General features: G+C 33.2%; 17 protein-coding genes. 9 read left to right on the plus strand and 8 right to left on the minus strand.

Annotated features, from left to right (window positions below; translation table 11 throughout):
- Positions 1-40 precede the first annotated feature (40 nt).
- The 4 genes from BLT46_RS01315 (at position 41) to BLT46_RS01330 (ending at position 3,377) form a co-directional block, all read left to right on the plus strand.
- Positions 41-913 (plus strand): helix-turn-helix domain-containing protein, encoded by an 873-nt coding sequence (locus BLT46_RS01315; RefSeq protein ID WP_090405025.1) that lies wholly within the window; start codon positions 41-43, stop codon positions 911-913.
- A gap of 101 nt (positions 914-1,014) precedes the next feature.
- Positions 1,015-1,377: a hypothetical protein gene (locus BLT46_RS01320; RefSeq protein WP_143021848.1), complete on the plus strand. Its 363-nt coding sequence runs from the start codon at positions 1,015-1,017 to the stop codon at positions 1,375-1,377.
- 84 nt (positions 1,378-1,461) lie between these two features.
- Positions 1,462-2,274: an MbnP family protein gene (locus BLT46_RS01325; RefSeq protein WP_090405034.1), complete on the plus strand. Its 813-nt coding sequence runs from the start codon at positions 1,462-1,464 to the stop codon at positions 2,272-2,274.
- 59 nt (positions 2,275-2,333) lie between these two features.
- Positions 2,334-3,377 carry a cytochrome-c peroxidase gene (locus tag BLT46_RS01330; protein WP_245722917.1) on the plus strand — a complete coding sequence of 348 codons (1,044 nt, stop codon included), beginning with the start codon at positions 2,334-2,336 and terminating at the stop codon, positions 3,375-3,377.
- 50 nt (positions 3,378-3,427) lie between these two features.
- On the opposite strand, the gene lysS is transcribed toward BLT46_RS01330, so the two are convergent.
- A complete protein-coding gene (gene lysS / locus BLT46_RS01335; protein WP_090405040.1) occupies positions 3,428-5,128 on the minus strand; it encodes a lysine--tRNA ligase in 1,701 nt (566 codons plus the stop codon).
- Between the two features lie 190 nt (positions 5,129-5,318).
- Here lysS and BLT46_RS01340 point away from each other — a divergent pair, with 190 nt between their 5' ends.
- The 3 genes from BLT46_RS01340 (at position 5,319) to rpe (ending at position 6,939) form a co-directional block, all read left to right on the plus strand.
- Entirely contained in the window at positions 5,319-5,483 is a 165-nt protein-coding gene (locus BLT46_RS01340) for a YqaE/Pmp3 family membrane protein (protein ID WP_090405384.1), read from the plus strand.
- A 12-nt stretch (positions 5,484-5,495) separates the two neighbouring features.
- Positions 5,496-6,203, plus strand: coding sequence for a lipoyl(octanoyl) transferase LipB (gene lipB, locus BLT46_RS01345; protein ID WP_090405043.1), 708 nt, complete (start codon positions 5,496-5,498; stop codon positions 6,201-6,203).
- 76 nt (positions 6,204-6,279) lie between these two features.
- Positions 6,280-6,939: a ribulose-phosphate 3-epimerase gene (gene rpe / locus BLT46_RS01350; RefSeq protein WP_090405046.1), complete on the plus strand. Its 660-nt coding sequence runs from the start codon at positions 6,280-6,282 to the stop codon at positions 6,937-6,939.
- A 140-nt stretch (positions 6,940-7,079) separates the two neighbouring features.
- Here rpe and groL read toward each other — a convergent pair whose 3' ends face one another.
- From groL to miaB, 7 genes are all read right to left on the minus strand, one after another.
- Complete coding sequence (groL, locus tag BLT46_RS01355; RefSeq protein ID WP_090405049.1) at positions 7,080-8,708, minus strand: chaperonin GroEL; 1,629 nt, start codon at positions 8,706-8,708, stop codon at positions 7,080-7,082.
- Positions 8,709-8,746: 38 nt separating this feature from the next.
- Complete coding sequence (locus BLT46_RS01360) at positions 8,747-9,022, minus strand: co-chaperone GroES (RefSeq protein WP_090405051.1); 276 nt, start codon at positions 9,020-9,022, stop codon at positions 8,747-8,749.
- Positions 9,023-9,176: 154 nt separating this feature from the next.
- Complete coding sequence (gene secG / locus BLT46_RS01365; RefSeq protein WP_245722918.1) at positions 9,177-9,536, minus strand: preprotein translocase subunit SecG; 360 nt, start codon at positions 9,534-9,536, stop codon at positions 9,177-9,179.
- Positions 9,537-9,541: 5 nt separating this feature from the next.
- The gene (locus BLT46_RS01370; RefSeq protein WP_090405054.1) at positions 9,542-10,522 is read right to left on the minus strand and encodes a tetratricopeptide repeat protein; all 981 of its coding nucleotides are present in this window, start codon (positions 10,520-10,522) and stop codon (positions 9,542-9,544) included.
- Between the two features lie 18 nt (positions 10,523-10,540).
- A complete protein-coding gene (locus tag BLT46_RS01375) occupies positions 10,541-11,044 on the minus strand; it encodes an LptE family protein (RefSeq protein ID WP_090405056.1) in 504 nt (167 codons plus the stop codon).
- A 2-nt stretch (positions 11,045-11,046) separates the two neighbouring features.
- Positions 11,047-12,330, minus strand: coding sequence for a sigma-54 interaction domain-containing protein (locus tag BLT46_RS01380; RefSeq protein WP_090405059.1), 1,284 nt, complete (start codon positions 12,328-12,330; stop codon positions 11,047-11,049).
- A gap of 25 nt (positions 12,331-12,355) precedes the next feature.
- A complete protein-coding gene (gene miaB, locus BLT46_RS01385) occupies positions 12,356-13,804 on the minus strand; it encodes a tRNA (N6-isopentenyl adenosine(37)-C2)-methylthiotransferase MiaB (RefSeq protein ID WP_090405061.1) in 1,449 nt (482 codons plus the stop codon).
- An 870-nt stretch (positions 13,805-14,674) separates the two neighbouring features.
- Here miaB and topA point away from each other — a divergent pair.
- Entirely contained in the window at positions 14,675-17,224 is a 2,550-nt protein-coding gene (topA, locus tag BLT46_RS01390) for a type I DNA topoisomerase (protein ID WP_090405064.1), read from the plus strand.
- Positions 17,225-17,227: 3 nt separating this feature from the next.
- On the plus strand, positions 17,228-18,370 hold the full coding sequence (locus BLT46_RS01395) for a formimidoylglutamase (RefSeq protein WP_090405067.1): 1,143 nt from the start codon (positions 17,228-17,230) through the stop codon (positions 18,368-18,370).
- Positions 18,371-18,409 lie beyond the last annotated feature (39 nt).

An 18,409-nucleotide genomic window follows, 5' to 3' on the forward strand; every position in this document is an offset into this window, starting at 1 on the left:
GCGATGACTACTATTGTATAATATTAAACCAAAATTTCTTATGTCAAGTAAGATAGTAAAGTCTTGTGCTTTAAATTATTTTACTCAAGATCAGTCTTCTTTTTATATGAAGAACATAAATGCATTGTTAGTAGATCACCCTATTTTATGTGAGTACTTCAGGGCTAATAGTTATATGTTGTTAGTGTTGAAAGAAGGAGAGTATAGTTTAAGTGTAAATGACTTTTTGTTAACGGGTATTTCTTCAAAAGTAATTGTTATAAAACCAGGAGACATTGTAAAATTTAATATATTAAAAGAGTGTAAAGGAAGTTTTATTTGTTTTGAAGAGTCATTTTTTTCTTTGAGGTACCATGAGAATGTACTTCGCTTTTTTGATTTCTTTCAAGCAGATAGTTCGCCTTCACAACAAATAGAGCCAAGCGTTTTAGGAAAGTTATCTATTTTGTTGGATTTGATGGATATTGAACATGCTTCTGAAAGACCAGATCGGGAGAAGGTTTTACGTTCTTACTTAAATATTCTTTTGTGTGAATTACAAACTATAAACAAAGAATGTGTTGTAGATAATTATAAGCAGATAAAGACTGCAGTTAATAATCGTATACTAATGTTTCAAGATTTAGTTGAACAACACTTTAAAGAAGCGAAAACACCCGCTTTTTACGCAGAGAAACTTTGTGTAACCCCAAATTACCTAAATAAACTTTGTAAGCAGGAAAAGGGCGTTACTGCAGGTCAGATAGTAAGACAACGTATTGTAGTAGAAGCAAAGCGATTATTACAGTTTAGTAGTTTTAATATTAATGAGATTGCAAGGGAGTTGTGTTTTGATAGTACATCTTATTTTGTAACTTTTTTTAAGAAGCAAGAGGGGATAACACCAGAAAACTATCGCAAGAGTTTTACTTAAAATTTCATTATTTATTCCTTTTGTTTCACTATTAGTGAATTTCAATAGATTTAAGAGGGATAACTTTAGTATAAGATTTTATACTTAAATATTTTTGGCACGTGAAAAAATTATATATCATCATAGTACTCGTATTTATATTCCGTCCGGTAATGCCGGTAGTGGAATATATGGTCAATTATGATTATATATCAACCGTTTTATGTGAGAATGTGGATAAACCACAATTAGAGTGTAACGGGAAGTGTCACTTAGCGAAGGAACTTGATAAAACATTAGAAACAAAAGCCCCAGTTCATTTAGAAAAGGCAACGGTACTTTTGGATTTTATTCCTGTTTTTACTTACAAAACAGAGCTTGACTTCGTAGATTATTCATTTAAAAAAGATTTTGAACACAGTAGTTATTTAAACTTATATAACTACTTATATAGTTCATTTGTATTACAACCTCCGATTGTATAAGTTTTAATATTAGCTTTTTAAGGTAGTTTGAGTATATCGAACAGATTACCTATTGACTTTTTTAAACTTATAAATACAATTAAAATGAACAAATTTTTATCATATATCACATTATTTTTATGCGCTTCAATTACTTTAACTTCTTGTACAAGTGATGATGCAACAGAAGAAGCATTAGACAAAAAACTTGAAGTATTAGAAGGAAAGAATACCGTTACTTTCAATTTTGATCACAAAATGTTTGGAGAGGATTTGAAGTACGATACTTTTTACAAATCAAATGGAAATAAAGAAGAGCTAAATATTACATTTTTAAAATACATCATTAGTAACTTTCAACTGACAGATGATAATGGAGAAGTGTTTACATATCCTAAAAATGAGGGCTACTTCTTTGTAGATTCAGAATCTAATGATTTTAAAGTAGTTCTTAAAGATGTTCCTGCAGGACGTTATACAGGTATTAAGTTTGGATTGGGAGTTGACCAAGAAAAATATCTTAGAGGTGTAGAAGATCAACAAGAGTTCTGGGATTTATGTAGAGAACACAACCTTACTTGGGGATGGCTTACTGGGTATAAATTTATTAACTGTCAAGGTTTCTTTACAAGTGCTGGATCTGAAGCAGATGATTTTCAATTACACATTGGTAGCCACGGAAGTAAGTTAGATAATTATAGAGAAGTTGTTTTGACAACAAAGGACGTTGTTAAAGTAAGTGATAAGTATGCTGCAACGGTTGAGTTAGACGTAGAGGTATCTAAGTTATTAGATGACAAGAACAAAATTTCTTTAGTGGAGAGACAATATATCATGGTGGACAAAGATCGCGCTCCAAAGATTATGGAGAATGCAGTGAATATGTTCAGTTTGAAAGAAGTGAAAATTACTGAATAGTTTATTATTTGATTTTATCAAGAAGGGAAGATTAGTCAGTCTTCCCTTCACTTATTTCTATGAAAAAGTTTATTTTTAGTTTAGTAGGAGTTTTTTTGTTGATTGGTTGTTCATCAGATAATTATGAAGAACTTCCAGAAGTAGATAATGATGTTTTACATTGGGAAAAGCCAAGTAATTTTCCAGCGTTAAAATATACTTTTAAAAACAATGAATTGCGACATTCAAGATTTGAATTAGGTAAGAAGTTATTTTACGATGAACGGTTGTCAGAAGATAATACAATATCATGTGCTTCTTGCCATATTAGAGAACTTGCGTTTTCAGATGCTGGTAAAGCATTAAGTATTGGAATAGATGGATTGGTAGGAAAAAGAAATGCTCCAGCTATTCAGAATATGGCTTTTTTTGAAGAATACTTTTACGATGGCGCATCGAATAATTTAGAAATGGTTCCAATTGTTCCTATTCACAATGAGGTTGAAATGCGTGAAACATTACCGACTATCTTACAGAAATTGCGTTTAGATTCTGAATACATTGCAATGTTTGCTAAGGCATATAATGACACTAAAATGACTTCTACAAGTATGATGAAAGCATTAGCACAGTATATGACGTTGTTAGTATCAAGTAATTCTAAGTACGATAAGTACGTTAGAAAAGAAGTAGGAGGTAGTTTAACAGCATTAGAAGAAAAGGGATTGTCATTATTTAGAGAGAATTGTGCTTCTTGTCATAGTACCGATTTATTCTCAGATAGTAGTTTTAGAAACAATGGACTGCCGTGGGATCCTATATTGCAAGATCAAGGAAGAATTGATGTGTCAGGAGAACCAGAAGATATAAGAAAGTTTAAAGTAAGTGCACTTCGCAATGTTGTGCTTACAGCTCCTTATATGCATGATGGACGATTTAAAACACTTGAAGAGGTGCTTAACTTCTATGTGAATGGAGTAGAAGATAGTGAAACTTTAGATCCATTATTAAAAAGAAACGATGGGAAAGTGGGGGTAGTATTATCTAAAGAAGAACAAAAAGCAATTATAGCATTTTTACATACATTGACAGACTATGAGTTTATCAATAATTTGAAATTATAAGAGTATTAAAAATAACAAAGGGGCTTTAAAGCCCCTTTATTTGTATTTGATTAGTGTTGGTACACTACGAATTTTTTGTCATCTTCCGTAACTACTTTTGTTAAGTTATGAGCAGCAAGACCTTTCATAGCCTTATCCCATTTCTTACCACTTAAAGCAGCTTGCTCTTTAAGAGAAGCAATTTCTACTTTGTTTTCATTATTCTCAAGAATTTGAACAATGATTTTTTCTTCATCCGTTAACTCTACAGTAGGAGCAGTTTTCTCTGGTCTCATTTGAGGGAAGAAAAGAACTTCTTGGATAGATGCATTATTAGTTAAGAACATAATTAATCTGTCCATACCAATACCTAAACCAGATGTAGGAGGCATACCATATTCTAATGCACGTAAGAAGTCTTGGTCAATAAACATAGCTTCATCATCTCCACGATCAGCTAAGTCCATTTGTGCTTCAAAACGCTCTCTTTGATCGATAGGATCATTTAACTCAGAGTAAGCATTAGCAATCTCTTTCCCACAAACCATTAATTCAAAACGCTCTGTAAGTTCAGGATTATCTCTATGAGCTTTAGTTAAAGGAGACATCTCTTTCGGATAGTCAGTAATGAAAGTAGGTTGAATGTAGTTACCCTCACATTTCTCACCGAAGATTTCATCAATAAGTTTACCTTTCCCCATAGTTTCATCAACAGGAATACCCATTCCTAAAGCAGCTTGACGAATTTCATCTTCTGATTTACCAGTAATATCAAAACCTGTAAACTCTTTAATAGAGTCTGCCATTGTGATACGTTTGTAAGGAGCTTTAAAGTTGATGGCATGTTCTCCGAAAGTAGCTTCTGTTGTACCATTAACAGCAATAGCACAATGTTCTAATAAACGTTCAGTGAAGTCCATCATCCAGTTATAGTCTTTATAAGCAACGTAAATTTCCATTGCAGTAAACTCTGGGTTGTGCGTTCTGTCCATACCTTCATTACGGAAGTTTTTAGAGAATTCATAAACTCCGTCAAAACCACCAACGATTAAACGTTTTAAGTACAATTCATTAGCAATTCTCAAGTATAGAGGAATATCTAAAGCATTGTGGTGTGTAATAAATGGACGAGCAGCTGCTCCACCAGGGATAGACTGTAATACAGGAGTTTCTACTTCCATATAACCTGCATCATTAAAGAAATTACGCATTGCACTAAATAACTTAGTACGTTTTACGAAAATATCTTTGTTTAATGGATTAACCACTAAATCAACATAACGCATTCTATAACGCAATTCTGGATCAGTAAAAGCATCGAAAGTATTTCCTTCAGCATCTGTTTTTGGAAGAGGAAGAGGGCGTAAAGATTTGCTTAATAAAGATAAGTTCTTAACACGTACTGTTTTTTCACCTACTTGAGTAGTGAATAACTCTCCTTCAATTCCTATAATATCACCTAAGTCAATTAACTTTTTATAAATCTCATTATATAAAGTTTTATCTTCCCCAGGACAAAGTTCATCTCTGTTAATGTACAATTGGATTTTTCCTTCACTATCTTGAATAGTAGCAAAAGAAGCCTTTCCTTGAATTCTTGAAGACATAAGTCTTCCAGCCACAACTACCTTCTTACCTTCTTCAAAATCGTTCTTTATCTGCTTAGACGTATGATCCACAGGGAATAGGTTTGCAGGATAGGGATTAACACCAAGCTCTTGTAATTTACTCAGCTTTTCTCTTCTTATGATTTCTTGTTCTGAAAGTTGCATAATAATTGTGAATTAATTTTAAAAGGCAAATATAGCCAATCTTTGAAAATGCGACAATTACTACGAGTCTTAAAACGCATTATTTTACTTTTAAATGCTTGTTTTAAAGAAACAAGCAATCAAATTTAGGAGGAGATGGCTTTATGTGATAAAAAATCACGAAATTTGTATAACTTTTAATCAATTAGAAATGAGTTTTTGGCGCGTACTATTATCGATTTTTTTACCACCTTTGGCTGTATTTGATAAAGGATGTGGGTCTATATTGATTGTTTTACTATTAACCCTGATGGGGTGGGTTCCTGGTGTAATCGGAGCTTTAGTAATATTAAACAATCCAAAATATAATAACTAAGAATTTAGTGAAATGAACAAAACAGTTAAGCTTATTGATTTAGGCGAAAAGGATTATAAAGATACTTGGGATTATCAAGAAGAGATTTTTCAATCTATATTAGCTACAAAAGTTAAGAATAGAAGAGAAGAAACTACAGAACCTACTGAGAACTACTTTATTTTTGTAGAGCACCCTCACGTTTATACGCTTGGAAAGAGTGGAGATGTTCACAATATGCTTTTAAATGATGAGCAATTAAAAGCAAAAGGAGCTACTTTTTACAAAATTAATAGAGGAGGTGATATTACTTACCACGGACCAGGTCAGATAGTTGGATATCCAATTCTTGATTTAGAAAACTTCTTTACAGATATTCATAAATACCTTCGTTTATTAGAGGAGACTATTATTTTAGTTTTAAAGGATTACGGAATTGAAGCAGGTAGGAGTGAAGGAGAAACAGGAGTATGGCTTGGAGTAGGAACACCATTTCCACGTAAAATATGTGCAATGGGAGTTAGAGCATCACGTTGGGTAACAATGCACGGGTTTGCTTTAAATGTAAATTCGGATCTTGGTTATTTTGACAATATCATTCCTTGTGGAATCAAAGGAAAAGGAGTTACTTCTTTGAATGTTGAGCTTGGAGTTGATTACGTAGATGAAGATGAAATAAGAAATAAGATTATTAAATATTTTTCTGAATTATTTGAAGCAACAGTTGTTGCCGTTGAGTAATTGAAAACAACATAAGAAAACCTAATGGCGTGTGCTGTTAGGTTTTTTTTTATCTTTGTACAAACAACACAATATAATGAAAAACACAATTATTGCGCCGTCTGTATTAGCGGCTGATTTTGGAAATTTACAACGCGACGTTGAGATGATTAATAATAGTGAGGCAGATTGGTTTCATATTGATATTATGGATGGGGTATTTGTTCCTAATATTTCTTATGGGATGCCTGTTTTAGATGCTATTAATAAACACGCTAAAAAAATATTAGACGTACACTTAATGATTGTTGATCCTGATCGTTATATCAAAACATTTAAAGATTTAGGAACTGATATTTTGACAGTGCACTATGAAGCGTGTACACATTTACACAGAACAATTCAAGCTATAAAAGCTGAAGGAATGAAGGCAGGAGTGGCATTAAATCCACATACGAATGTAAATGTATTAGAAGACATAATACAAGATTTAGATTTAGTGTTGATCATGAGTGTTAATCCTGGTTTTGGAGGACAAAGTTTTATTGAAAACACTTATGATAAGGTACGCAAGGTAAAAGCAATGATTGAGGCAAAAGGAGCTTCTACAATCATTGAAATTGACGGAGGAGTAACAAGTAAAAATGCAAAAGCTTTAGTAGATGCTGGAGCAGATGCATTAGTAGCAGGAAGTTTTGTATTTAAGTCTGAGAATCCTACAGCAACAATAGCAGAGTTAAAAGAGATTACTAAGTAGTATTCCTTTTATAAATATAATAAAGGCTGTTCTATAACGATAGAGCAGCCTTTCTTTTTGTATAAAGTTTTTTATACAGATAAAAAAACAAGGGGCTGTCTAATAAGACAACCCCCTTTGTTTTTCAGACGAGATGTTTATTACATCATTCCAGGCATACCTCCGCCCATTGGCATAGCAGCAGCACTTTCGTCTTTTATTTCAACTAATGCACACTCAGTGATTAAGATCATTCCAGAAACAGAAGCGGCATTTTCTAATGCAACTCTTGTTACTTTTTTAGGATCAATAACCCCAGCTTGTAGCATATCAACGTATTCATTTGTTTTAGCATTGTATCCGAAGTTTCCTTTCCCTTCTAAAACTTTAGCAACAACAACAGAACCTTCTGATCCAGCGTTTTCAACAATAGTTCTTAAAGGAGCCTCAATTGCTTTTGCTACGATTTGAATACCCGTTTCTTCGTCAGCGTTTTCAGCTTTAATATCAACTAAAGCTTCTTTAGCTCTTAATAAAGCAACACCACCACCAGCAACGATACCTTCTTCAACAGCAGCTCTTGTTGCGTGTAATGCATCATCAACTCTATCTTTTTTCTCTTTCATTTCTACTTCAGAAGCAGCACCAACATAAAGAACAGCAACACCACCAGCTAATTTAGCTAAACGCTCTTGTAACTTCTCTCTGTCATAGTCAGAAGTAGTAGCTTCCATTTGCGCTTTAATCTGGTTTACTCTGTTTTTGATCATATCAGCCTCACCACTTCCACTAACAATAGTCGTGTTGTCTTTATCAATGCTTACACGTTTACAAGTACCAAGCATCTCTAAAGTAGTGTTTTCTAAAGTATATCCTTGCTCTTCAGAGATAACCACACCACCAGTTAAGATCGCGATATCTTCTAACATTGCTTTTCTTCTATCTCCAAAACCAGGAGCTTTAACAGCAGCAATTTTTAAAGCGCCTCTTAATTTATTAACTACTAAAGTAGATAATGCTTCACCATCAACATCTTCAGCGATAATTAATAAAGGTTTACCAGATTGAGCAACAGGTTCTAATACAGGTAAAAGTTCTTTTAAAGAAGAAACTTTTTTGTCATATAATAAGATGTAAGGAGAATCTAATTCTACCTCCATTTTTTCAGAATTAGTTACAAAGTAAGGAGATAAGTAACCTCTGTCAAACTGCATACCTTCAACAACGTCAACAAATGTTTCAGTTCCTTTAGCTTCTTCAACAGTGATAACACCTTCTTTTCCTACTTTTTCAAAAGCTTGAGCAATTAATTCACCGATAAAATCATCATTATTAGCAGAGATAGAAGCAACTTGTTTGATTTTGTCCATAGACCCACCAACTTCTTGTGCTTGTTTTTTTAACTCTTCAACGATAATCTCAACAGCTTTATCGATACCACGTTTTAAATCCATTGGATTAGCACCAGCAGCAACGTTTTTAAGACCTTCTTTAACGATAGCTTGAGCTAAAACAGTAGCAGTAGTTGTACCATCACCAGCCAAGTCATTTGTTTTAGACGCCACTTCTTTCACCATTTGCGCCCCCATGTTTTCTAAAGTATCTTCTAACTCAACCTCTTTAGCTACAGAAACACCATCTTTAGTAACGGTTGGAGCACCAAATGATTTTCCAATAATTACGTTTCTTCCTTTAGGACCTAATGTTACTTTAACTGCATTTGCTAAAGCGTCAACTCCACGTTTCAAACCTTCACGTGCAGCGATGTCGAATTTAATATCTTTTGCCATTTTAAAATTTCTGATTTAGTTATTAATGATTCAATTTTTTAAACAATTGCAAGAATGTCGTCTTCACGCATGATAAGGTAATCTTTACCTTCAAACTTTAATTCCGTTCCAGCATATTTCCCATAAAGAACAGTATCGCCTACTTTTACAGTCATCTCGTGATCTTTAGTTCCGTTTCCTGCTGCAACTACGATACCTCTTTGAGGTTTTTCTTTTGCTGTGTCTGGAATGAATATACCTGAAGCAGTTTTAGTCTCTGCTGGTAGAGGTTCAATAAGAACTCTGTCTGCAAGTGGTTTAATGTTTAATGCCATAGTCTTATAGTTTATAAATTGAATTTAATTATTTTTAATTAATACAGATAACGAGTAGTCATAAAGTATGCCAAAGCAAAAAAGTGACAGTCTTATCAAAAAAAAATGCCAGCTTGACAGCTGGCATTTTTAATATATAAATAATATGCAATTATTATTCTTGAGTTTCAGTCTCTTGAGTAGGTGTCACAGGTTGTTCAGCCGGTGTTTGAGTCTCTTGAGAGATTGGTGCTAATGGTGCAGTAACTGCATTTGGATCTAATAATTTAGAATCTCCTGTAGCACCTCCACTAAAACTTGTAGTAGATAATAAAATTAAGATAATTAATACTGCACCTAAAGTCCAAGTACTTTTATCTAAGAAATCGTTTGTATTTTTAACACCACCAACTACTGTAGATCCTCCGAAAGATGAATCTAAACCTCCTCCTTTAGGATTCTGTACCATAATTACTACGATAAGTAAAAAACATACAATGGCGATTAATACTAAAAATATTGTAAATGTGTTCATGGTGATTAACTATTATGTTGTTGTAACGCTTTTATATCTAATATTTGGTCTGCAAAGAAACTACTTTTTTCTGGATATTTCAAAATTAATATCTCATAAGCTTGTATTGCTTTTTGATATTTTTTTTGCTCTAAGTAAATCTTTGCTAATGTCTCAGTCATCAAACTATTGTTCTCTTGTACTGAATTCTCAATGTTTACAGGTGCTGAGGTTGTTTTTTTTGTTGGCAAAATTTTAGGATTTGTTTCGATAAATTTATCTATTAAATCTAATTTTTTTTGTTTATCGGTGTCGATTATAACCTCAGTATCTGTTAAAATATCCTCTTTTTCTCTTTCAATAGGCTTTGCTTTTGCCAATTGCAGCCATTCTTGGAATGAGAATTTCTCATTTTCAGAGAAGGTAAGAGGTTTACCTATTTCTAATTTTTCCTCTAATTTTTGATGATTATCTTTTTCATCAATGTTTTCTTGTATTTCTATCACTTCTAAATGCTCTGGTGCTTCTATACAAGTTGCCTCGTCTATAATATTTTCCTCTACCAACTGTTGTTTTTCTACTTGCACACTCTCTTGTTCTTCCTCCTTTTCGTTTTCAAGAAGTGTTATTGATTGAAGTAAGCTTTTAATAGCTGTAGAAGTTTCTTTAGGGGTATTTAGCAATACTTCCTCTTCAATACTTTTATCTTCTGTTTCTTCTTGTGGTATATCGGCTATATCACTTGGTAGTTCAATTGGTTTATAACTGACAAAATCTGGTGAAATGATAAACTCAAAAAGTATATCCCGGTCTAAGGTATATGCAGCTGTTTTTTTAAGCTCTTGATTATAATGACTGCTTTTTTGCAAAAAGAGACTTTTAAGATATAAACTTCTTATTGACTGAAAATATGGGTAGTCGTGAAGTATATCCTTTAGTTCACTGGCATCATTAGCAGCAATGCTTTCAGGCTTGTGTAACAATATATCTAAGTTATCTAAATTCAAGAGTTCTAAAATTTTTAATTACCACTTAGCTAAAGATTCATTGAATACGTCTTGTGTTATTCTTTCATAAATAGCATCAAGAGCAGTGCTTAAACTTGCGCCCATTAATTGAACGTTAGCATCATAGTCATAGTAGAAAGAAAATCTTTTTTCAAAGTCATCTTCCGGTTTATTCTTGTTAAAGAAACGGACATTGATTGCAATATACAAACGGTTTTGTGCAGCTCTTTGATCCGCCGTTGCAGTCATTGGGCTAATTCTGTAATCTACAATTTCTCCTTCATAGATTAGATCACCATCATTATTAGTTAAGCTCAAGCTTGTTTGATTTTGAATTAAATCTTGCAACGCCATTGTAAATGTTCTGTCAATTCCTGGTTCTACTAAACTTGCATTATTCTGAAACGTATTAACCTGAAACGTATTAGCATCTATCTTACCAGTACCAGTAAAGTTATAATATTTACAACTATGAAGTACTATTGAGCATAGTAAAATAGAAAATAAGTATTTGATTTTCATAATTATAGGTTGTATTGCTTGATTTTTCTATATAATGTTCTTTCAGAGATTCCAAGTTCTTCTGCTGCAGCTTTTCTTTTACCTTTATTTCTTTCCAATGCTTTTTTAATTAACTCTAATTCTTGGTCAACTAAATTTAAAGGAATGTCCTCTACTGTCTCCGCTAAAAGGTAATTGTTGTCGTCTTCATCATCATCAACATGCTCGTGAAATGAGTTGTTTTGAGTTTGATGATTTTCCATTGGTAAGATATTAAAACTGCTCGTAGGAGTCGATTGTATATCTTGAATCTCATTACTTTTTTGTCCGTAGATACGTTGAATTAAATTCTTATTAGATTCTTGAACTTGTCCTTTGTCGTTTTGTAATAACTCTAAAGTTAGTTTTTTAAGATCCGTAAGATCTCCTTTCATATCAAAAAGGACCTTATATAAAATTTCTCTTTCACTACTAAAATCAGAATCTGCTTTTTTAGTATTCACCAAAGACGGCAATTGTCTGTCGTGATTTGGTAAATAAGTTTGAAGAACAGGTAATGTAATAACTCTATTTGTCTCCAATACAGATATTTGTTCAGCTACATTTCGCAATTGACGAATATTTCCGTCCCAGCGGTATCTCATTAAATAATTAGCAGCTTCCGGTTCAAGTTTGATAGGAGGCATTTTATATTTATGTGAGAAATCAGAAGCAAATTTTCTAAAGATTAAATGAATATCTTCACCTCTTTCACGAAGAGGAGGAAGGTTTATTTCTACCGTACTTAAACGGTAATACAAATCTTCTCTAAATTTTCCCTTGTCAATAGCTTCCATCATGTTAACATTCGTAGCAGCGATAATACGGATGTCAGATTTTTGAACTTTAGAAGAACCAACTTTAATAAATTCACCATTTTCAAGCACACGTAATAATCGTACCTGTGTTGTTAGAGGTAACTCTCCAACTTCATCTAAGAAAATAGTTCCTCCATCAGCTTCTTCAAAGTAACCTTCACGAGAGCCAATAGCTCCCGTAAAAGCACCTTTTTCATGTCCGAATAATTCACTGTCAATTGTACCTTCTGGAATAGCTCCACAGTTTACAGCAATATATTTACCGTGTTTTCTGTGCGATAATGAATGTATGATTTTAGGGATACTCTCTTTACCAACTCCGCTTTCTCCTGTTACTAAAACCGAAATATCAGTAGGAGCTACTTGAATAGCTTTTTCTAACGCACGGTTTAGCTTAATATCGTTTCCGATAATTTCGAAGCGTTGTTTTATAACTTGAAGGTTTTCCATCGTTTGACGTGATAATTATAATAAACTATTCTTGCATAGGAGAATATCCTACAGCTTTTCCAATTAATGTAGCAGAAGTACAATCAGTAATTTCCACCATTACAAAATCTCCTACTTTATAGTTTTCTTTAGGGAAAACAGTAGTAGTGTTTTGAGAGTTTCTTCCAGACCATTCTTGTTCAGAACGCTTAGATGTTTTTTCAATCAATACCTCTACCGTTTGACCAACAAAACGTTGTGTTCTTTCCAAACTGATTTTATTTTGAACAGCTATAATCTCTGAAAGGCGACGTTTTTTAATCTCTTCAGGCACATCATCTTCTAATTTTCTTGCTGCAAGTGTACCTGGTCTTTCAGAATAAGCAAACATAAAACCGAAGTCATATCTTACGTGTTCCATTAATGACAAAGTATCTTTATGATCCTCTTCTGTCTCAGTAGGGAAACCTGTAATCATATCTTGAGAAAGAGAAATACCTGGGATAATTTCATAAATCTTATCTACCAAGGCAATATATTCTTCTCTTGTATGTTGACGGTTCATTTCTTTTAAAATACGAGTACTTCCTGATTGCACAGGTAAGTGAATGTATTTACAAACATTGTGGTATTTAGCAATTACGTGAAGAACCTCTTCGTGCATATCTTGTGGATTAGACGTTGAAAATCTAAAACGCATCTTAGGGAAAGAAATAGCACACTGCTCTAATAATTGAGCAAAGTCCATTGCTGTTGCCTTTTGCATTTCAGTAGCTTTGTCAAAGTCTTTTTTAAGACCACCACCGTACCATAAATAACTATCAACGTTTTGACCTAAAAGAGTAATTTCCTTAAAACCTCTTTCTTGTAAGTCTTTAATTTCAGTTAAGATACTTTGAGGGTCACGGCTTCTTTCTCTACCTCTTGTAAAAGGAACAACACAGAATGTACACATATTGTCACACCCTCTTGTAATTGATACAAAAGCGGTAACACCATTACTCTGTAAACGAACAGGAGAAATATCACCATACGTTTCTTCTTTAGAAAGAATAACGTTAATAGCATCTCTGCCTTCTTCTACATCTTTTAGTAAGTTTGGAATGTCTTTGTAAGCATCAGGTCCAACAACCATATCTACAATTTTTTCCTCTTCTAAAAATTTACTTTTTAAACGTTCAGCCATACAACCAAGAACCCCAACTTTCATTCCTGGGTTTTTCTTTTTAATTCGGTTGTATTGATCAAGACGTTTACGAACGGTTTGTTCTGCCTTATCTCTAATTGAGCAAGTGTTTACTAACACTAAATCTGCTTCTTCTAAATTATCTGTTGTATTATATCCTTCTTCAGAAAGGATTGAAGCTACAATTTCACTATCTGAAAAGTTCATTTGACAACCGTAGCTTTCAATGAATAGCTTCTTACCGTTGTTCTCCTTTTTCTCTAATTGTAGGCTTGTACCTTGTTTATTTTCGTCAATTACCTTTTCCATAAGATTGCTCTAAGGGTGTTTTACTTATATGGGGCAAAGATACTTTTTTTTAGATAACTGACAAGATGACAGCTATATATTTGACACTATTTTAAAGGAGTGATAGTTGACATATAAATATGATGTTTTTGATGCGAGACTTCATCAAGTATAACTATTCTACGAGGTTTTGAGTTTTTTTTCGTAAGTAATGTTTTCGTTATAGAAGTGTTTACAACGTGAATTATAGGAGTTTCTATTGTACCATGTTCGAGAGAACTTCGAGACAAGTACCAGATTCCTTCGAAAAACAGGGGCTTTTTCCGAAGAAGAGTCGACGTAGAGTCGAATTTGAGTGAAACGAGGTCTGAATAAAACTGTTCTAAATGGTTATCTGTGGTAAAGGAATTCTCTCTTCTTGGGAAGACTAAAAGAAGTTTTGAATGATTGAAAACTACGTTTTAAGAGATTGTATTTTAAGGCAAAGTATTAATGGATATATAATACAGAAAGTAAAATTAAGGATGATATTTAGAACAAAAGAGAACTATGTTAATATACAAGAATATTGTACCTTTATATAAAGGGGGTAAATAAATACAGTTTTAAGGATGCTTGTGTAATTTAAGATTGAAAAAGACAGATAAAGATTGAAATTTAGAACTTTTTAGGATATAGTTGAAATTTATAAGATTTAGTTTGTTTGTTTGTTTGTTTGGAAAAATATTAAATTTGTTTATATCTCAGTGTAAAGTTGGGGTATTTATAGCAAAATGATTAAGTTATACCGAAATTAGTATGCGAGCATATTACTTAAAAGGACTATTAATAAAGGAGAGAGCAGATATATTCAAAAAAATCATATATTTTTGCTCTACAAAATAATGAAGTATGGCAAAGAATTTAGTGATTGTTGAGTCACCTGCAAAGGCAAAAACCATTGAAAAATTTTTAGGACAAGATTACCAAGTTGAGTCAAGTTATGGACACATAGCTGATTTACCGTCAAAAGAGATAGGAGTAGATGTAGATAATAACTTTAAACCAAAGTATGAGGTTTCAAGTGATAAGAAGGCGGTGGTCAAAAAACTAAAAGATCTTGCAAAGAAAGCAGAGATGGTTTGGTTAGCATCCGATGAGGACCGTGAGGGAGAAGCTATTGCATGGCACTTAGCAGAGGAGCTAAATTTGAAGAATGAGAATACAAAACGTATTGTTTTTCATGAGATTACCAAGACTGCTATTTTAAAAGCAATTGATAATCCAAGACAAATTGATTATAATTTAGTAAATGCACAACAAGCAAGACGCGTACTTGATAGACTTGTTGGGTATGAATTATCTCCTGTTTTATGGAAAAAAGTAAAAGGAGGTTTATCTGCAGGTAGAGTTCAGTCTGTAGCTGTAAGATTGATAGTAGAACGCGAACGAGATATTAATGAATTCAAAGTAAATTCATCTTACCACATTTCTGCCGAGTTTAAAACAGCAGAAGGAAAGGTGTTAAAAGCAAAGTTACCTAAGAACTTTGCAACGGAAAAAGAAGCACACGACTTTTTAGCTCTAAATATTGGAGCTGAATATAGAGTAGGGGATTTAGAGACTAAACCAGCTAAAAAATCTCCAGCAGCTCCCTTTACAACATCTACATTACAACAAGAGGCTGCAAGAAAACTGCATTATTCAGTAGGACAAACAATGATGTTAGCACAGCGCTTATATGAAAGTGGATTAATCACTTATATGAGAACGGATAGTGTAAACTTGTCAAAAGATGCAATGAGTGCTGCTGCTGCTGAGATTACAAAATCATATGGAGCAGAGTATTCAAAACCTCGTACCTATACTACAAAAAGTAAAGGAGCACAAGAAGCCCACGAAGCAATTCGTCCTACTAATATGGCTTTGCATGCAGCACCAGTAGACAGAGATCAAGCGAGATTATACGATTTGATTTGGAAGCGTACTTTAGCTTCTCAAATGAGTGATGCGAAATTAGAACGTACAAACGTGAAAATTGAAGCAAATAAATTTAAAGATTACTTTGCTGCTTCAGGAGAGGTATTGCTTTTTGAAGGATTCTTAAAAGTATATTTAGAAGGACACGATGATGAGGATGAAGAAGTAGAAGGTATTTTACCAGCATTACGCGTAGGTGAGTATTTACAGCAAAATGCTTTGGTTGCTACACAACGTTTTACAAAGCCAGCTGCTCGTTATACAGAAGCTTCTTTGGTTAAGAAGTTAGAAGAGCTTGGTATTGGTCGTCCATCTACTTATGCGCCGACTATTTCTACGATTATGGCACGTAATTATGTGGAAAAAGGAGAGACAGAAGGAAAAGAGCGTCCTTATAAAATGATGGTATTAAGAGGTGGAGAAATTAAGCAAAAAGAATTGGTTGAAAAAACAGGTTCTGATAAAGGGAAGTTAGTTCCTACTGATATTGGAATCATTGTTAACGACTTTTTAGTAAAGAATTTCAAAACTATTTTAGATTATAACTTTACAGCAAAAGTAGAGCAAGACTTTGATGAGATTGCTGCTGGGAATGAAGATTGGGCTAAAATGATGAAAGAATTTTATGACCATTTCCACCCAACTGTAAAGGATGTAGAAGAAAATGCAGAACGCGAATCAGGAGAGCGTATTTTAGGAATACATCCTGTGAGTGGTAAAACAGTATTAGTTCGTTTAGCTAAGTTTGGACCAGTTGCACAAATTGGAGATCCTGAAGATGAGGAAAAACAGTTTGCAAGTTTAGCACCTGACCAGAATATAGGTACAATTACTTTAGAAGAGGCATTAACTCTTTTCTTGTTGCCTAAAGTTTTAGGGCAGTATAAAGAAGAAGAAGTCGAGGTGAATAATGGGCGTTTTGGTCCGTATGTTCGTTTTGGTAAAGTGTTTATTTCATTGCCAAAAGGAGAAGAACCTTTGGATGTTACTTACGAAAGAGCAGTTGAATTAATCAAAGAGAAAGAACAAGCAGATGCTCCAATTGCAAGCTACCAAGGATTGCCAGTTCAAAAAGGTGTTGGTCGTTTTGGTCCTTACTTAAAGTGGAATGGTATTTTTATTAATGTTAATAAGAAGTATAATTTTGACAATCTTTCAAATGACGATATCAACGAATTAATCGAGGATAAAATCAAAAAAGAGAAGGAAAAAGTTTTACATGATTGGGCAGAAGAAGGAATTCGCGTTGAAAAAGCACGTTGGGGACGTTCGGTGATTCTAAAAGGAAAAGTAAAAATAGAATTAGGCAAGGAAGTTGATGCTGCAGCTTTGACGTTAGACGAAGTAAAAGCAATGATTGAGGCTAAAACACCAGCTAAGAAAACGGCTGCTAAAAAAACGACTGTTGCTAAGAAAACAACAGCTACGAAAAAAGCAACGACAAAAAAGGCAACGACAACAAAAACTACCAAAACCAAGTAGAATATGTTATATGAGTTATTAAGACCTATCGGAGATGAGTTAATAAACTTTATTGACGGATTGCCAAGTCAATCTTTAGGGAAGAAAATTACTTTTTTTTCTGGTGGTAATTTTGAAAACTATAGTAGATATCGAATTGCGATTATAGGAGTAATTGATAATCGTGGTTTTAATAACGATGATGATATTGTTGATTTATCTAAAATAAGAAAAGCTTTTTATGCTTTGTTTCCGGGAAACTGGAGTACAAATATGATTGATTTAGGTGATATTTTACCTGGAGAGCAATTGCAAGACACTTATTTTTTATTAAAAACCTTAGTTGGTGACTTAGTTAAAAATGGTGTTATTCCAATTGTGATCGGAGGCTCACAAGATATGACCTATGCTATTTATAGAGGATATGACAAATTAGAACAAATGGTTAACTTAGTGTCTATTGATGCCAAGTTAGATTTAGCTAAAGAAGGAAGCTTTCCAGCAGAGAGTTTTCTGTCTCGCATTATTATGGAAGAACCTGTTAATTTGTTTAATTTTTCTAATATAGGATATCAAACTTATTTTAATGCTCAAGAGGAGATCGACTTGATTGAGAGCCTATATTTTGAGGCATATAGAGTAGGAGAGATTACAAAGAATATAAAATTAGCAGAACCTGTTTTGCGAGATGCGGATATCATTAGCATTGATATGGGAGTTGTAAAATCAGGGGATTCAGGTAATTTTGATTTTTTCAATCCTAATGGATTTGATGGGAAAGAGATTTGTTCCTTAGCTCGTTATTCAGGATTAAGTGATAGAGTTTCATCTTTTGGTATTTTTAATTATAATAATAACAAAAATGAGACGTTACTAATAGCACAGATCTTATGGTATTTTGTAGAAGGTGTAAATTTTAGATCTAACGAATATCCATTTGTGAGTAAAGAAAGTTACTTAAAATATATTGTTCCAGTTGAGGGATATGATGATTTAATTTTCTTTAAAAGTGATGTATCAGAACGATGGTGGGTAGAAGCGCCTGTGTTCTTTAATAATACAGAGAAAAAGGTATTGTTGCCTTGTAGTTATGATGATTATGAATTGGCTATAAGTCAAAATGTACCCGAAAGATGGTGGCGTACATTGAAAAAAAGTTTGCTATAATTAAAATTTTAACTTTTTTAAGTAATTTAGTTAAATTAA

Source organism: Myroides phaeus, from assembly GCF_900099675.1.
GTDB classification, from domain to species: Bacteria; Bacteroidota; Bacteroidia; order Flavobacteriales; family Flavobacteriaceae; genus Flavobacterium; species Flavobacterium phaeum.

Coding starts and splice junctions, on each gene's coding strand:
- BLT46_RS01315 (WP_090405025.1), top strand. CDS start 41: ATGTCAAGTAAGATAGTAAAGTCTTGTGCTTTAAATTATTTTACTCAA.
- BLT46_RS01325 (WP_090405034.1), top strand. CDS start 1,462: ATGAACAAATTTTTATCATATATCACATTATTTTTATGCGCTTCAATT.
- BLT46_RS01330 (WP_245722917.1), top strand. CDS start 2,334: ATGAAAAAGTTTATTTTTAGTTTAGTAGGAGTTTTTTTGTTGATTGGT.
- lysS (WP_090405040.1), bottom strand. CDS start 5,128: ATGCAACTTTCAGAACAAGAAATCATAAGAAGAGAAAAGCTGAGTAAA.
- BLT46_RS01340 (WP_090405384.1), top strand. CDS start 5,319: ATGAGTTTTTGGCGCGTACTATTATCGATTTTTTTACCACCTTTGGCT.
- lipB (WP_090405043.1), top strand. CDS start 5,496: ATGAACAAAACAGTTAAGCTTATTGATTTAGGCGAAAAGGATTATAAA.
- rpe (WP_090405046.1), top strand. CDS start 6,280: ATGAAAAACACAATTATTGCGCCGTCTGTATTAGCGGCTGATTTTGGA.
- groL (WP_090405049.1), bottom strand. CDS start 8,708: ATGGCAAAAGATATTAAATTCGACATCGCTGCACGTGAAGGTTTGAAA.
- BLT46_RS01360 (WP_090405051.1), bottom strand. CDS start 9,022: ATGGCATTAAACATTAAACCACTTGCAGACAGAGTTCTTATTGAACCT.
- secG (WP_245722918.1), bottom strand. CDS start 9,536: ATGAACACATTTACAATATTTTTAGTATTAATCGCCATTGTATGTTTT.
- BLT46_RS01375 (WP_090405056.1), bottom strand. CDS start 11,044: ATGAAAATCAAATACTTATTTTCTATTTTACTATGCTCAATAGTACTT.
- BLT46_RS01380 (WP_090405059.1), bottom strand. CDS start 12,330: ATGGAAAACCTTCAAGTTATAAAACAACGCTTCGAAATTATCGGAAAC.
- miaB (WP_090405061.1), bottom strand. CDS start 13,804: ATGGAAAAGGTAATTGACGAAAATAAACAAGGTACAAGCCTACAATTA.
- topA (WP_090405064.1), top strand. CDS start 14,675: ATGGCAAAGAATTTAGTGATTGTTGAGTCACCTGCAAAGGCAAAAACC.
- BLT46_RS01395 (WP_090405067.1), top strand. CDS start 17,228: ATGTTATATGAGTTATTAAGACCTATCGGAGATGAGTTAATAAACTTT.